This is a genomic window from Methyloversatilis thermotolerans (assembly GCF_000372885.1).
GTDB classification, from domain to species: Bacteria; Pseudomonadota; Gammaproteobacteria; order Burkholderiales; family Rhodocyclaceae; genus Methyloversatilis; species Methyloversatilis thermotolerans.
The window spans coordinates 96430-112594 of sequence record NZ_KB889967.1 but is presented as its reverse complement, the minus strand read 5'-3'; the positions used below and the strand labels follow the sequence as shown (position 1 = coordinate 112594).

The following is a 16165-nucleotide window of genomic DNA, read 5'->3' as shown; positions in this document are numbered from 1 at the left end:
GAAATTTACATGAAGCGATTTTGTCTCGAAGTACGCGGCGACTACGCCTGCTTCACCCGACCGGAGATGAAGGTCGAGCGAGTGTCCTACGATCTCATCACGCCCTCCGCCGCACGTGCGGTGTTCGAAGCAATCCTCTGGAAACCCTCCATCCGCTGGCAGATTCGTCGAATCGAAGTCCTGGCGCCGGTAAAGTGGATCAGCGTGCGACGCAACGAGGTGGGTGCGGTCGCCTCAACCCGCAACGCGCAAGCGGCAATGAACGCGGGGCACGGCGAGCTGGCGCTGTATATCGAGGATGAGCGGCAGCAGCGGGCGGGGCTTTTCCTGCGCGATGTCGCTTACCGTCTCTATGCCGACATGGAAATGATTGGCGACGATGCGCGCAGCAACCCGGGCAAGTACCTGGCCATGTTCAGCCGACGCGCCGGGGCCGGTCAGTGCATCAACCAGCCCTATCTGGGGTGTCGCGAATTCGCCGCACGCTTCAGGCCCGTACCACTCACGGAAACCGATGACGGCGATTTCCAGCCAGGTATGGACGAACCTTCCGCATTGCAGGAGTGGAGCGCCGACCTGGGGTGGATGCTGCACGACATGGACTTCAGCAACCCGAGCAACCCCACGCCCCGCTTCTTTCGCGCCAAGGTCGAGCGTGGCGTACTTGATCTGAGTCGTGTGGAGGTGCGGGGATGATTCTTCAGGCACTGAATGACTACTACCATCGTCGCCAGACGGCCCCCGATCCAACACGGCGGCTTCCCGCATTCGGCCTTGAACTGAAGGAAATTGCCTACGTACTTGAGCTCGATGCATCAGGTGCGCTTCGTGCCGTTGTCGACACCCGTCATGTCGCGGGAAAGAAAAAGATAGGCACTGCCTATTTAGTCTCCAAGGGCGTCAAAAAGACATCTGGCATCGCGGCCAACTTGCTTTGGGACAACGCTGAGTATGTGCTCGCACTACCGGATGCCAAGAAGCATGAGGACGCAATAGACAAGGGCAAGTCCGACGAGTACCTTTCGCGCCTGCTGGAAATGCAAGCCGCTTTCCGGGCGCGAATTCTTGAATTACCCCCGGAGGCTCAACGCGACGAAGGCGTTCAAGCGGTATTGACCTTCCTTGCCGGCAACGCCCAGGGTCAAATCCGAAGCTTTGAAGCGTTCGAAGAAATTGCCGCCGGCAACCCTGTGTTGAGCTTCCGTCTGGTCGGGGACACCGAGCTCATCTGCCAGCGAGTCGCTGTCTTGCCGCATATCGGCGTAGCCGAGGACGACGAAAGCGGTGCTTTGTCCGGCATGTGTCTGGTTACAGGAAACACCGCACCCACGGAAAGGCTGCACACCGCGATCAAGGGTGTATGGGGCGCGCAGACTTCAGGCGCGAACATCGTCTCGTTCAACCTCGACGCCTTCAACTCCTATGCCAAAACACAGGGCAACAACGCCCCCGTCGGCAAAGCGGCTGCCTTCGCCTACACCACAGCTTTAAACACACTTCTCGCGCGCGACTCGACGCAGCGCCTCCAGGTGGGCGACGCCTCCACGGTTTTCTGGGCACAGCGGGATGACGAGCCAATGGAGGAGTGGCTGGCCGAGATCATTGGCGGCGACGATCCTGACGCCCAGTCGGAAAAGGTCAAGGCTCTGTTTGAGGCGGTACGAACCGGCGGCTTCAGCGGTGAGCGAGGCCAGAACCGCTTCTTCGTTCTGGGACTTGCGCCGAACGCCGCGCGCATTTCAGTGCGCTTCTGGCACGCGGCCCCGCTGGGTGAAATCGCCGAACGGGTGACCGCCTGGTTCGACGATCTGCGCATCGTACGCAGCCCGAATGACATGGAATACCCAAGTCTTTTCCGGCTTCTCACCGCGATCACCATTCAGAGCAAGGCCGACAACATACCGCCGCGTCTGGGCGGCGACATCGTGCGCAGCATCTTCACCGGTTCGCCCTACCCCGCAATGTGGCTGAACGCAGCAGTTCAACGCTGCCGCGCCGAACAACGCGTCAGCTACTTGCGGGCAGCCGCCATCAAGGCATGTCTCAACCGTTCCGTTCGGGACCGTGACCATGGCCCGGACCATCCAACCAGGGAGATCACAGAAATGCTCGACCCCGAAAATCCATCCGTTGCTTATCGGCTGGGACGACTGTTCGCAACGCTGGAAAAAATCCAGGAAGAGGCCAGCCCAGGGCTGAACGCGACGATACGCGAGCGCTACTACGGTGCGGCATCAAGCACCCCTGTCGCGGTGTTCACGTCCCTGATGCGCCTCAAGAACCATCACCTCGCGAAGCTGAGCAACAAGCGGCGGGCGGTGAATTTCGAAATATTGCTCGCGGAAATCATGTCAGGCATTGACGACTTTCCACGCCACATGCCGCTTCAGGACCAAGGCCGGTTCGCGATCGGCTACTACCACCAGCGGCAGGACTTCTTTGCCCCGCACTCGCAATCACATGGCGAAAAAAACCAGCCCGACGTTACCGAACCCGAAGGAGACATCTGACATGAGCCTGAACAACCGTTATGACTTTGCCCTGCTGTTCGACGTAAAGGACGGAAACCCCAACGGCGACCCCGATGCCGGCAACCTGCCCCGCCTGGATGCGGAGAGCGGACACGGGCTGATGACCGATGTCGCGCTCAAGCGCAAGGTACGCAACTTCGTGGCGCTCACGCAGGACCAGAGCGAATCGGCACCACAAGCAGGGCAGAAGCGCCACGAAATCTATGTTCGCGAGAAGGCCATCCTCAACCTACAACACCAGCGAGCCTACTCGGCATTGAAGCTCGACGCGCCCACCGACGAGGCAGCGGCAGAAGCTGGCGAGACGGAAGCCAAGAAGGGCAAGAAAGAGAAACGCAAGGGCAGCGCCAGCGAGGTCGATCTGGCGCGCAAGTGGATGTGCCAGAACTTTTTCGATGTGCGGACTTTCGGTGCCGTGATGTCGACCGGCATCAACTGCGGACAGGTTCGTGGCCCTGTGCAACTCACTTTCGCCCGCTCCATCGACCCCATCGTTGCGCTGGAGCATTCGATCACCCGCATGGCCGTCGCCACGGAAGCCGAGGCGGAGAAGCAACAAGGTGACAACCGCACCATGGGCCGCAAGCACACCGTGCCCTACGGAATCTACATGGCGCACGGCTTCGTATCGTCCTTCCTCGCAAAACAGACTGGCTTTGGCGAGGACGATCTCGAACTGCTCTGGCAAGCGCTGGAGCACATGTTCGAACACGACCGTTCGGCCGCCCGGGGCGAGATGTCTACGCGCGGTCTTTACGTCTTCAAGCACGCGTCGGAATTGGGCAACGCGCACGCTCACGATCTGTTCGACCGGGTGCGCGTGCGGCGCAAGCCGGATATCGATGTGGCACGCGCTTTCTCGGACTACGAAGTGAGCATCGACGACGCCACGCTGCCGTCGGGCATCACATTGATCCGCCGGGTGGGCTAATGCCCGGAAGCTGCCAGCATACGTACAACGCTGCCGAGATCCGGCACATCGCCCTGCTGGCAGCGGGCAACCAATCGTTTGTCTGCCGTAACGAGCGTCCCGCCGATCCGCCGCGCGAGAGCCAGGTAGAAGCAATCGTAGGCGGGGTGCCCCAGCCTGACGGCAAGCGTGGCCGCATCAGCCGCCAGCACCTCACACGGTTCTGCGCTCATCTGCACATGGGTCAGCGCTTCAGCACTGTACGCGGCGATGTCCGGATCGACTTCACCCCGCATCTGCTTTTTCCAGAGAATGTTTGCCACCTCCGCGTAGATCAGGTCGGGCGCATGGAGCTCTTCGTCAAGCAGCGCAATCGCTGCGTCGGTTCCGGGTTCGTCGACGAGCCATTTCACCGCGACACTGGCGTCGATCACGAGCGCGGTCATCGCTCGTCACGACTTTCGCGCAGTAAATCTTCAGAGGGTGTCTGTGGCCCAGCCGGCACTCATTGTTCGCAGCCGCGCGGCCAGATCGCGAAACTCTGCATTGCGTACCGGCTCCGGCTGACTCAAGGCATTACTGACGATTTCACGCAGTTCGTCCGACATCGAGCGCCCATGCCGTGCCGCACGCTCGCGCAACAGTTGCTTCAGGGATTCATCCAGATTCCTCAGCAGCATGTCACCCATGACGACGCTCCTTTGCAAGGTCGATATCAGTGATATCAGTCCATTTTTGGCGATCAACCCTCATGGATGACGAACCCGATCCGCTCCCGATCTCCGCCTTGCAACACTGGTGCTACTGCCCCCGCCAGTGCGCGCTGATTCATCAGGAACAGGCCTTTGCGGAAAACGTGCATACGTTGCGCGGCCAGGCGGTTCATGCACGCGCAGACACGCCCGGTCTGGAAGTTCGCCCCGGTTTACGCATCGAACGTGCATTGCCAGTCTGGAGCCATCGTCTTGCGCTGACCGGCAAGGCGGATGTCGTGGAATTTGCGGACGACGGCACGCCCTACCCGGTTGAGTACAAACATGGATCCCGCAACAAGGCCGCCCACATTGCGGCCTGTGACGATCTGCAACTCGCGGCACAAGCAATCTGCCTCGAAGAGATGACGGGCCACGCGGTCACCGAGGGCGCGATCTACTACGCGTCGTCGCGTCGTCGGCGGCAAGTGGCCATTTCCGAAGAGCTTCGTAGCCAGGTCGAGTTCGCCGTCTCTGCGGTCCGATCGATGCTCTCGAGCGCCCGCCTGCCCCCACCGGCAGACGACGTCCGCTGCCGAGAATGCTCGCTGATCGATCTGTGCCAGCCGCACGCTGTCGCCTCACTGAAGCAAGACATGGCGACCGAGCGCAAAAAGCTGTTCGACCCGGAAGCCTGATCCATGCATCTGCTGAACACTCTCTACGTCACACAACCGGAGAGCTATCTGCGACTTGAGAACAAGACGGTGCGCATAGAAATCGAACGCGAGTTGCGCATGCAGGTGCCACTACACCATCTGTCGAGCATCGTCTGTTTCGGTCACGTGGGTATCTCGCTTCCTTTGATGCACACCCTCGCCGAAAGCGGCGTCGCTCTGGTCATGCTTGATGGGAACGGTCGCTTCAAGGCCCGGCTGGAAGGCGCTACCAGCGGCAACGTGCTTCTACGCCTGGACCAGCACCGACGGGCCGCCGATGCGGTCTTCTCACTCGAGATCGCACGCAGTTGCATCGCGGGCAAGATAAAGAACGCTCGCCAAGTGCTGTTGCGCGGCGCCCGCGAAGCCAAGGAGGAAGAGGATGAGCGCGCACTGTCCCGTGGTGCCGACGATCTCGCGGCCAGCCTGCGCGCACTCCCGGCACAAGCGTCGCTCGATGCGCTGCGCGGTATCGAAGGCGACGCCGCGCACAAATACTTCGGCCAGATCAATCGCCTCGTGAAACCGGATCAGCGTATGCACTTCGCCATGGATGGCCGCACTCGACGCCCACCGCTCGACCGGATGAATGCGCTGATGTCTTTCCTGTATTCAATGTGGATGAACGATTGCAGATCGGCGCTTGAGTCGGTCGGACTCGACCCGCAGATCGGCTTCCTGCATACCGTACGGCCCGGCCGCGCGGCACTCGCACTTGATCTGATGGAAGAGTTCCGTCCGCTCGCCGACCGGCTGGCACTCACCCTGATAAACAGAGGGCAAATCTCTGCCGGTGACTTTTCGATACGCGAAGGCGGCGCGGTGTCTCTTGAGCCGAACGGGCGCAAGACCGTCGTCGTTGCCTTCCAGGAACGGAAACAGGAGGAACTGACTCATCCACTTCTCGCGCAACCTGTTCCACTCGGCCTCATTCCTCTTGTGCAAGCGCGGCTACTCGCCCGCACGATACGCGGCGACATAGAAACCTATGTACCGTTCATCATGAGATAACCATCGTGCTCGTCATTGTCTGTTACGACGTCAATACCGAAACGAAGGAAGGGCGCCGCCGGCTGCGCCGCGTCGCGAAAATATGCGAAAGCACCGGACAGCGGGTGCAGAAATCCGTCTTTGAGTGCCAGGTCAATCTGATGCAGCTTGAGGAGCTCGAAAGAGCCCTCTTGGACCAGATTAACCCAGAGCAGGACTGCCTACGCCTGTACCGCCTCCCGGATACCAAAGGCTGTGAGGTCCGGGAGCACGGTCGCTTCAAGGCAACCGACTTCGACGGTCCATTGGTACTATGAAGCGGCGCGCAAACCTGCAGTAAGCATGGAATGTCCGGCAGGTTCGCGCACACTACAAGCGCTTGTATTTTCATAACTTCCATCGCGTTGATCAGGTTGTATCAATGACCGTCATCCCGTCCGCGCAGACGTTCGCGCAATGCGAGCGCCAAACGATGACAGATCAACGCACTATGCGCGGACAGTCGCCCGGCTCATGCGAGTCGGGCGTGGATTGAAACTCGCAGAGCGGCAATCTCGCTCTTTGATTGGTTTGTCGCCCGGCTCATGCGAGTCGGGCGTGGATTGAAACCAGCTCTACATCGGGAACAGCTCATCGGGACCATGGGTCGCCCGGCTCATGCGAGTCGGGCGTGGATTGAAACACCCGGACGAGGTCGGAAACTGGTCCGCCGCTGGCTGGTCGCCCGGCTCATGCGAGTCGGGCGTGGATTGAAACATGCCTGGTGGCCCGTCGCAGATGCCGTCATCGATGTCGCCCGGCTCATGCGAGTCGGGCGTGGATTGAAACGTTGAGCCCGGCGGTCCATGCGATCTCGTCTGGGGTCGCCCGGCTCATGCGAGTCGGGCGTGGATTGAAACCGGTACAAGGACTTTGCGGACTTCAACGCGACCGGGTCGCCCGGCTCATGCGAGTCGGGCGTGGATTGAAACCGTCGTTCCAAGCGGCAGATCGAGACTGACCTTGGTCGCCCGGCTCATGCGAGTCGGGCGTGGATTGAAACGGCGCATAGGGAACGTGGATTTCGCCGGAGCCATGTCGCCCGGCTCATGCGAGTCGGGCGTGGATTGAAACCTGCCGACACCGGCAGCGAATACGTCGAGGGCGCGTCGCCCGGCTCATGCGAGTCGGGCGTGGATTGAAACATTTCTGGAGACGCGATGACTGAACCCACATCCACGTCGCCCGGCTCATGCGAGTCGGGCGTGGATTGAAACGCGAACACGTCGCGGCAAGTGCCGCGTGTCTTGTGTGTCGCCCGGCTCATGCGAGTCGGGCGTGGATTGAAACAATCGGGTGCAGTGACTCGGCGCGACGGACCAGGCGTCGCCCGGCTCATGCGAGTCGGGCGTGGATTGAAACGTGCGCGAGCTGGGCGAGCAGATGGGCGACCTGCAGGTCGCCCGGCTCATGCGAGTCGGGCGTGGATTGAAACCAGCTCTACATCGGGAACAGCTCATCGGGACCATGGTCGCCCGGCTCATGCGAGTCGGGCGTGGATTGAAACATCACGTATCACCAAGGCATCGCGGGCGCGCTGACGTCGCCCGGCTCATGCGAGTCGGGCGTGGATTGAAACTCGTGTACACGCGACCCTGCACACCCTGCACACCGGTCGCCCGGCTCATGCGAGTCGGGCGTGGATTGAAACACTGCGGCTGCATTGCCTCTTCCGAATCAGCGGCGTCGCCCGGCTCATGCGAGTCGGGCGTGGATTGAAACAGCTGAGACAAGGCGATGACGGGCACGCCCATGTCGTCGCCCGGCTCATGCGAGTCGGGCGTGGATTGAAACTCGACGTAGGCGAGGAAGTGCCGGCGCCAGTCCGCGTCGCCCGGCTCATGCGAGTCGGGCGTGGATTGAAACATTCACGAATACTTCGGGGATGAAACTGATCGAGAGTCGCCCGGCTCATGCGAGTCGGGCGTGGATTGAAACTCGAGTGCGTCATTGACGGTGACGTGGGCGTTGGGTCGCCCGGCTCATGCGAGTCGGGCGTGGATTGAAACGACATCAAGGACAGCACCTTGCTGAACGTGGTCGAGGTCGCCCGGCTCATGCGAGTCGGGCGTGGATTGAAACTGCATGACCATGAGCGGGTTGGCGCCGATGCGCTGGTCGCCCGGCTCATGCGAGTCGGGCGTGGATTGAAACGAGCTGTTCGCACCTGATCGACGCGGCCCGCGCCTGTCGCCCGGCTCATGCGAGTCGGGCGTGGATTGAAACTCGTCAATGACCCACTGCATTTTTGGACCGCCGCGTCGCCCGGCTCATGCGAGTCGGGCGTGGATTGAAACAGAAGGTGGTCGAATCCCATTGTCAATCCTGCTCCGTCGCCCGGCTCATGCGAGTCGGGCGTGGATTGAAACAGGTTCGCGAAGCAGTACGCGCAGCCGTGCGTGCACCAGTCGCCCGGCTCATGCGAGTCGGGCGTGGATTGAAACTTGCTCGGGAAGTAGCTGAAAACGAATATCCGCTCGTCGCCCGGCTCATGCGAGTCGGGCGTGGATTGAAACTCCCCATCCCGGGCCGGGCGGCGAGGATGATCAGGTCGCCCGGCTCATGCGAGTCGGGCGTGGATTGAAACCTTGCAGGCAGCTTCGAAGCCGGCGCGCAGCAGCGTCGCCCGGCTCATGCGAGTCGGGCGTGGATTGAAACGGCAAGTGCTGCAGGCGACTCAGCTACACGACATCGTCGCCCGGCTCATGCGAGTCGGGCGTGGATTGAAACACAGGTACAGGCCTGATTCCCGGCGACAACCTCGGTCGCCCGGCTCATGCGAGTCGGGCGTGGATTGAAACTGCTGAAACGCACGGATACCGGTGGCACTGGTGTGTCGCCCGGCTCATGCGAGTCGGGCGTGGATTGAAACCAAACGGGAACGTCGGATGCGGCAGCGGGATCGTGTCGCCCGGCTCATGCGAGTCGGGCGTGGATTGAAACTGGAGCTTTGCGTTGGAATCCATGACCTGCCCGCTGTCGCCCGGCTCATGCGAGTCGGGCGTGGATTGAAACAGCATGGCATCCGCAAATTTCCGCAGCTTCATACGTCGCCCGGCTCATGCGAGTCGGGCGTGGATTGAAACGCACTGAATGACGTGCTACATGCAAGGCCTTGCAGTCGCCCGGCTCATGCGAGTCGGGCGTGGATTGAAACCAATCGACATCGCGGAGCAGGCTGCCGACGGCACGTCGCCCGGCTCATGCGAGTCGGGCGTGGATTGAAACATCGGCGAACTGCCGGTGACGCACATCGACGACGGTCGCCCGGCTCATGCGAGTCGGGCGTGGATTGAAACCGCGCAATCGACGACATCAGCGCCGAAGCGCGGCGCGTCGCCCGGCTCATGCGAGTCGGGCGTGGATTGAAACTCTGTACGCGATGAGTGTGGCGGCCATGGCATCAGTCGCCCGGCTCATGCGAGTCGGGCGTGGATTGAAACATGCCAACTGGGATGAGGCATGCGGCTGGTACCAGGTCGCCCGGCTCATGCGAGTCGGGCGTGGATTGAAACGGCCTCTACCCGAATTGGAATGGCGTCGCAGTGTCGTCGCCCGGCTCATGCGAGTCGGGCGTGGATTGAAACAACCAACGTACTCACCAGCGCCCATGCGTTGCTCGTCGCCCGGCTCATGCGAGTCGGGCGTGGATTGAAACACAGCAGATTCAGCGGCGGCGCGCGCCGGACCTGTGTCGCCCGGCTCATGCGAGTCGGGCGTGGATTGAAACACCCTGGGCCAGGTGGTCGTGTTTGCCAACGAGAAGTCGCCCGGCTCATGCGAGTCGGGCGTGGATTGAAACCTGTTGGTGTAGTCGGACCACTGGCTGGTGCCGGGTCGCCCGGCTCATGCGAGTCGGGCGTGGATTGAAACAAACCGCCGCATCACTGCGCGCCAGCTGCATCCAGTCGCCCGGCTCATGCGAGTCGGGCGTGGATTGAAACGCCGCCATTGAAGTGTCCAGACGTCTGTACGAGGGTCGCCCGGCTCATGCGAGTCGGGCGTGGATTGAAACCGCTGGGACGATCCGGCCTGGTCGGCGTTGTATCCGCGTCGCCCGGCTCATGCGAGTCGGGCGTGGATTGAAACGGCGTTCTTGAGTGCTTTGCCCTGACGCGCCTCGGTCGCCCGGCTCATGCGAGTCGGGCGTGGATTGAAACGAGGTTGATGTCCTCGGAGCACATGATTGGCCAGGTCGCCCGGCTCATGCGAGTCGGGCGTGGATTGAAACTGCAAAATGCGCAGGCGGACCTGGGCGCCAACGGTGTCGCCCGGCTCATGCGAGTCGGGCGTGGATTGAAACGAACCCTACCCCTGAGGCAATTGGTGCCGTCACCAGTCGCCCGGCTCATGCGAGTCGGGCGTGGATTGAAACAAGCCATGTAGGCGAGCAGCCGACCAACTGCGCCGGTCGCCCGGCTCATGCGAGTCGGGCGTGGATTGAAACAGCACGATGTACCGGCCATTGGCCAATCGCTGGATGTCGCCCGGCTCATGCGAGTCGGGCGTGGATTGAAACATCGACATCGTCCGGATGACTGACGAAGAGGCGAGTCGCCCGGCTCATGCGAGTCGGGCGTGGATTGAAACTTGCGGTTCATGGTCGCGACCGGCTTTTTGCCGGTGTCGCCCGGCTCATGCGAGTCGGGCGTGGATTGAAACCAGCGTGATGATGCGCGGGTGCACCTGGCCGGCCCGTCGCCCGGCTCATGCGAGTCGGGCGTGGATTGAAACACGGCCTCGCGGCACAGGCGCTGCAGCCGCGCGGCGTCGCCCGGCTCATGCGAGTCGGGCGTGGATTGAAACCTCGAACCTACGGTCGTGATGAGAAAGGTCGATGGTCGCCCGGCTCATGCGAGTCGGGCGTGGATTGAAACTCAAAGGCGGCTCTCGACGCACGCGGCAACGGTCGTCGCCCGGCTCATGCGAGTCGGGCGTGGATTGAAACTTGGTCACTGTCATAGTGCACGCCGTTGAACTCGAGTCGCCCGGCTCATGCGAGTCGGGCGTGGATTGAAACAAGCCGTTCAGCGTCGGTCTTTTTTGTGGATGTCGTCGCCCGGCTCATGCGAGTCGGGCGTGGATTGAAACTGCGCTATCCGTGGAACACCTCGAGCGGCGGCAAGTCGCCCGGCTCATGCGAGTCGGGCGTGGATTGAAACCGGCGGAATGTCGATCACGCACGACCGCAACGGCGAGTCGCCCGGCTCATGCGAGTCGGGCGTGGATTGAAACATGCTGGGCGACGGGCGCGCTCGCCTGTATGCGGCGTCGCCCGGCTCATGCGAGTCGGGCGTGGATTGAAACCCGAACATGTCGCAATCGAGACTGGCGGTCGCGCAGGTCGCCCGGCTCATGCGAGTCGGGCGTGGATTGAAACGCCCACGCCGACATGCTCAATCACGCGCGAGCAGGTCGCCCGGCTCATGCGAGTCGGGCGTGGATTGAAACTCGCCGATGCTCTCGAAGATATCGGCCAGGCCGTGTCGCCCGGCTCATGCGAGTCGGGCGTGGATTGAAACGCGCTGCGTCTGCTGCAGCACGAAAACGGGCGCGAGTCGCCCGGCTCATGCGAGTCGGGCGTGGATTGAAACTCGACCATGGCCTTGTACCGCCCGGCCATATAGGGTCGCCCGGCTCATGCGAGTCGGGCGTGGATTGAAACAGCAGATCCATGTCGGGAGACTCCGTGTGTGCGAGTCGCCCGGCTCATGCGAGTCGGGCGTGGATTGAAACATCGAAGAGCAGGCCGAGGCCTACAACGGCCGCCCGTCGCCCGGCTCATGCGAGTCGGGCGTGGATTGAAACTCGTGTAGCCAACGCGGGCGGACTTGTCGACGTCGAGTCGCCCGGCTCATGCGAGTCGGGCGTGGATTGAAACATGTCGACGTCCTGCAGGGCGACCAGGCGCTTGGCGTCGCCCGGCTCATGCGAGTCGGGCGTGGATTGAAACCTCTTCAGACCAATACCAAAACGGGCGCGACCTACGTCGCCCGGCTCATGCGAGTCGGGCGTGGATTGAAACTCGCCTGCCTCTGCATCGCCCGCGTCGCTTGCGGCAGGGTCGCCCGGCTCATGCGAGTCGGGCGTGGATTGAAACGCGTCGGCATCTGCCGCGTGTTGTCGATCTTCGAGTCGCCCGGCTCATGCGAGTCGGGCGTGGATTGAAACCTCGAAGCGCCGATCGGTGCGTCCTTCGATCTACGTCGCCCGGCTCATGCGAGTCGGGCGTGGATTGAAACGTGCAGGCCGGCGTCGGTCGCTGTGCTGGTGTAGGTCGCCCGGCTCATGCGAGTCGGGCGTGGATTGAAACAGCTTATTCTTGATGTGGAACATTTCGGACCGCGGTCGCCCGACTCATGCAAGTCGGATGTTAACCGACACAACTACGACGTCGAGCAGCGCTGCCTACCGAACTCTCGCCCTACAACCAAGACTCCGACTCAACGCATGCGCCCAGCGATGCCACACCCGGACGATCCCGCAACAGAGCGCGGAGAGCGCCTTCCAAAGTGCTTCGCAAAGCGTGGCATAAACCGCGATCACCCACAGCACAACACCCGGTACGACGATGTAGCCGCAGGCGAGGAAGAGGAAAAACAGCGGTATGAGGTCCTTCATCGGTCAAGTCGGGGCGAGGAGTTTGAGTTGGCGACGTGGTCCGCCGGGTAGGCCAACCCGACGCACAGCAGTTACACGCTCATGCTCGCACACTTGTCTTGCAGCTTGCTGCATGGATATCCTGCAGGCGTCCGTGGCGACCGCTGGAAATCAGACGGCGAGCCAGCGACTTAGGCCCCGCCCTGGCTGCGGGACGGTGATGGTGGACAGCCGGCCACCCGCCTCGGACACCCGAATCGGCATGTCTTTCGATCAGCTTGATGGACATGAACTGCGCGTGATGCCGTTTGTGTGCTGACGGGTGCAGGCTGGCGCGGCAATGCGCGACGCGTCCGCCCTGCGGCGTCCTTCTTCGCCAGCCATGGCGGCGCGCCGAATGTGCCGGGCAGGATGCGCAAGCGGGCGCTTTGTCTTCCATGAAGTCCGCCGTGGACGAGGGCACGCCATGACATCGTTTTCATCCCGTAGAGAGATGACGACCTTGCTCGCTCGTCACGGCATCGCCGCGCTGCGGACCGGCGCGGAAGAGCTGGAACGCTCGATGCTGGAATTCGCCGAGTCCCGGCGACCCTGAGTCCGACTGAGTACGCAGGGCCCGCTTCACGACACATGTGCCGCCGCTGGCCGCGGCAGGTGGCCCCATTTACTCAACTCATCCAACTCATCGATGAGGATGCGCTCGGGTTTCCCTTGGGCGCATGTAGAGGGCGCTCTGGCGCGCACGCCGACGATGCACCCGAGACGATGCACCCGAGACGATGCACTGAGTCGCCCAGGCGCCAGAATGCGTGCCTGGCCCCTCGCACCTTCCCTCGTCATGAGTCACCCATCTGCCTCGAACCCGCTCGGCGCCCTGCTGGGCGACGTGCTCACCCACCCCGCCCTCAACCTGCTGCGCATGGCAGCCATGTCCGCCCGCCAGGACGGCGAACTTGACGAGGACACACTGGACCTCATGTACGAGCAGGTCGGCCAGGGCGCGCTCGCCGAGCTCGACCCTGCGCTGGTCTGGCAGGAAATCGCGCGCGGGCTGTCCGGCAGCGTGCCGTCGCGCATGTTGCGCACGCTGCGCGAGTGCGACGCGCTGGCGGTGCTGCTGCCGGAAGTGGATGCCCTGTTCGGCGTGCCGCAGATTGCCGACGAGCCGGCCCAGGTCGACATCGGCGAGCACCTGCTGCGCATGCTCGACGAAGCCGCGCGCTGCCATGCGTCACTTGCCGTGCGCTACGCGGCCCTGGTGTTCAACGTGGGCAAGTCCGATTCGCCGCGCGAGCACCTGCCGGTGCACTACCGGCATGTCGAGCGTGGGGCACCGCGCATCGAGGCGCTCAGCGCCCGGCTCGGCGTGCCGCAAGACTTTCTGGATCTCGCGCTGCTGGCCAATTCGGAATGCGAACGCGTGCACCGCGCGGCGGAGATGCGCGCCGGATCCATTACCGCCCTGCTCGAACGCGTCGACGCCCATGGCCGGCCGGAGCGCTTCGAAGGGTTGATGACGCTGTGCACCTGCGACTTCCGCGCCTACCCCGGCCGCGCCGCCCGGCCCTATCCCAAGGCGCCGATGCTGCGCACCGCGCTCGCGGCCAGCCAGAGCGTGGATGAGGCCGCCATCACCGCCGCGCACCGTGACGCCGCGAAAGCCGCCGACGCCCTGCTCGAAGCCCGCGCTCTCGCAGTGGCCGCCGCGCTGCGTTCGCGACGCTGGGAGGATGCCGGGTAACACGGCTAGGCTCGCAGTTCAGGCGTGCTTCTGTGGGAGCGGCCTCTGGCCGCGATGCGGCTTATGTGGGCCGCTGGCTTCGTTCCAGGCTGCATCGCGGGCAAGCCCGCTCCCACAAAACCCCGGCTCCGCTCGCGGTTCGGGCGTGCTTCTGTGGGAGCGGCCTCTGGCCGCGATGCGGCTTATGTGGGCCGCTGGCTTCGTTCCAGGCTGCATCGCGGGGCAAGCCCGCTCCCACGAAATCCCGGCTCCGCTCGCGGTTCGGGCGTGCTTCTGTGGGAGCGGCCTCTGGCCGCGATGGGTTTATGTAGGCCGCTGGCTTCGTTCCACGCTGCATCGCGGGCGAGCCCGATCCCACGAAATCCCGGCTCCGCTCGCGGTTTGGGCGCGCTTCTGTGGGAGCGGCCTCTGGCCGCGATGCGGCGCATGCGGGCCGCTGGCTTCGTTCCAGGCTGCATCGCGGGCGAGCCCGATCCCACCAAACCCCGGCTCCGTTCGTGATCGGGGCGTGCTTCTGTGGGAGCGGCCTCTGGCCGCGATGCGGCTTATGCGGACCGCAGGCTTCTTCAGCTCCGGTAGTCGGCGTTGATCTTCACGTAGTCGTAGCTGAAGTCGCAGGTCCAGCAGGTGGCGCGGGCGTCGCCGCGGCCGAGGGCGACGCGTATCGTGATCTCTGCCGGCGCCATGGCGGCGGCGCCCTGCTCTTCCTTGTAGTCCGGATTGCGGCCGCCGTCCTTCGACACCAGGACGTCGCCTATCCACAGGCTCACCTTGGACGTGTCGAGGTCAGCCAGCGAAGGATGGGTCTGCGCCGCGTTGCCGACCGCGGCCAGGATGCGGCCCAGATTGGGGTCGGACGCGAAGAAGGCGGTCTTCACCAGTGGCGAATGGGCGATCGCGTAGCCGACCGCCTTGCATTCGGGCACGTCGCGCCCGCCTTCGATCTCTATCGTGATGAACTTGGTGGCGCCTTCGCCGTCGCGCACGATGGCCTGCGCCAGTTCGGCGGCGAGCGAAGTGACGGCGTCGGCCAGCGCGCGGCCGTCGGCGCTGTCCAGCGACTGGATTTCCGCGTTGCCGGCGGTGCCCGATGCGATGAGCATGAAGGAATCGTTGGTCGAGGTGTCGCCATCGACAGTGACGCAATTGAACGAGCGGTCGGCGGCGTGCTTCACCATGTCATCCAGCGCGGTCTGCGCGATCGCCGCGTCGGTGGCGATGAAGCCGAGCATGGTGGCCATATTGGGCTTGATCATGCCGGCGCCCTTGCTGATGCCGGTGACGGTGATGGTGCGGCCGTCGATCTGCACGGTGCGCGAGCCGGCCTTGGCCACCGTGTCGGTGGTCATGATGGCATGCGCGGCTTCGAACCAGTTGGCTTCGTCCAGATTGTCCATTGCCGCCGGCAGCCCGCGTTCGATGCGGTCGACCGGCAGCGGCTCCATGATGACGCCGGTGGAGAACGGCAGCACCTGTTCCGGGGCGAGGTCGAGCACCCTCGCCACCGCGACGCAGCTTGCACGCGCCGCGATGAGGCCCGGCTCACCGGTGCCTGCATTGGCGATGCCGGTATTGATCACCAGCGCGCGGATGTCGCTGCGCGAAAGGTGGTCGCGACACACCTGCACCGGCGCCGCGCAGAAGCGGTTGACCGTGAATACGCCCGCCACGCGTGCCCCCGGCACCAGCGAAATCAGGCACAGATCGCGACGGTCGGCCTTGCGTATGCCCGCCTGGGCGATGCCCAGGCGCACGCCGGGCACCGGCAGCAGGGATTCGGCGGGAGGTGTCTGGTAATTCACAGGCATGGCGGGGCTCGGTTCCAGGGCAAAACGGCAGTTTACACGCAGCCAGCCAGGGCTGCCGCCGCGGCTGCGGCGGGCCGGCAAGCGATGAGCCGAATGGATTACTTACCTTTCATGGCAGTGCAAAACGTCACGCCT

The 16165-nt window shown here is 63.3% G+C and carries 10 protein-coding genes and 1 CRISPR repeat array; of the genes, 7 read left to right on the top strand and 3 right to left on the bottom strand.

Translation table 11 applies throughout. The features are described 5' to 3' along the window. Positions 1-9 precede the first annotated feature (9 nt). Genes cas5c through cas7c form a run of 3 tightly spaced genes read left to right on the top strand, consistent with a single transcriptional unit; the run spans position 10 to position 3462 of the window. Entirely contained in the window at positions 10-696 is a 687-nt protein-coding gene (cas5c, locus tag A3Q7_RS0100495) for a type I-C CRISPR-associated protein Cas5c (RefSeq protein ID WP_018409881.1), read from the top strand. Further along, positions 693-2510 carry a type I-C CRISPR-associated protein Cas8c/Csd1 gene (cas8c, locus tag A3Q7_RS0100490; protein ID WP_026224322.1) on the top strand — a complete coding sequence of 606 codons (1818 nt, stop codon included), beginning with the start codon at positions 693-695 and terminating at the stop codon, positions 2508-2510. The genes cas5c and cas8c overlap by 4 nt, the downstream gene beginning before the upstream one ends. Position 2511: 1 nt before the next feature. Next, complete coding sequence (cas7c, locus tag A3Q7_RS0100485) at positions 2512-3462, top strand: type I-C CRISPR-associated protein Cas7/Csd2 (protein WP_018409878.1); 951 nt, start codon at positions 2512-2514, stop codon at positions 3460-3462. Here the strand turns inward: cas7c and A3Q7_RS19075 are convergent. Both A3Q7_RS19075 and A3Q7_RS19070 read right to left on the bottom strand, forming a co-directional pair. Further along, entirely contained in the window at positions 3459-3887 is a 429-nt protein-coding gene (locus tag A3Q7_RS19075; protein ID WP_018409877.1) for a type II toxin-antitoxin system VapC family toxin, read from the bottom strand. The genes cas7c and A3Q7_RS19075 overlap by 4 nt on opposite strands. Before the next feature lie 30 nt (positions 3888-3917). Continuing rightward, a complete protein-coding gene (locus A3Q7_RS19070) occupies positions 3918-4130 on the bottom strand; it encodes a FitA-like ribbon-helix-helix domain-containing protein (RefSeq protein WP_077231383.1) in 213 nt (70 codons plus the stop codon). Positions 4131-4192: 62 nt separating this feature from the next. On the opposite strand from A3Q7_RS19070, the gene cas4 reads away from it, so the two are divergent. The 4 genes from cas4 to A3Q7_RS0100450 all read left to right on the top strand — a co-directional run bounded on the left by cas4 (position 4193) and on the right by A3Q7_RS0100450 (position 14222). Beyond that, positions 4193-4831: a CRISPR-associated protein Cas4 gene (gene cas4 / locus A3Q7_RS0100470; RefSeq protein ID WP_018409875.1), complete on the top strand. Its 639-nt coding sequence runs from the start codon at positions 4193-4195 to the stop codon at positions 4829-4831. 3 nt (positions 4832-4834) lie between these two features. Further along, positions 4835-5863 carry a type I-C CRISPR-associated endonuclease Cas1c gene (gene cas1c, locus A3Q7_RS0100465; protein ID WP_018409874.1) on the top strand — a complete coding sequence of 343 codons (1029 nt, stop codon included), beginning with the start codon at positions 4835-4837 and terminating at the stop codon, positions 5861-5863. 5 nt (positions 5864-5868) lie between these two features. Next, positions 5869-6159 (top strand): CRISPR-associated endonuclease Cas2, encoded by a 291-nt coding sequence (gene cas2 / locus A3Q7_RS0100460; protein WP_018409873.1) that lies wholly within the window; start codon positions 5869-5871, stop codon positions 6157-6159. Positions 6160-6343: 184 nt separating this feature from the next. After that, a CRISPR array of direct repeats spans positions 6344-12194; the repeat unit is 37 nt; unit sequence GTCGCCCGGCTCATGCGAGTCGGGCGTGGATTGAAAC. A 1125-nt stretch (positions 12195-13319) separates the two neighbouring features. Further along, positions 13320-14222 carry a hypothetical protein gene (locus tag A3Q7_RS0100450; protein ID WP_018409870.1) on the top strand — a complete coding sequence of 301 codons (903 nt, stop codon included), beginning with the start codon at positions 13320-13322 and terminating at the stop codon, positions 14220-14222. A 566-nt stretch (positions 14223-14788) separates the two neighbouring features. On the opposite strand, the gene argJ is transcribed toward A3Q7_RS0100450, so the two are convergent. Next, positions 14789-16030, bottom strand: a complete 1242-nt coding sequence (gene argJ / locus A3Q7_RS0100445; protein ID WP_018409869.1) for a bifunctional glutamate N-acetyltransferase/amino-acid acetyltransferase ArgJ — start codon at positions 16028-16030, stop codon at positions 14789-14791. Positions 16031-16165: the final 135 nt, after the last annotated feature.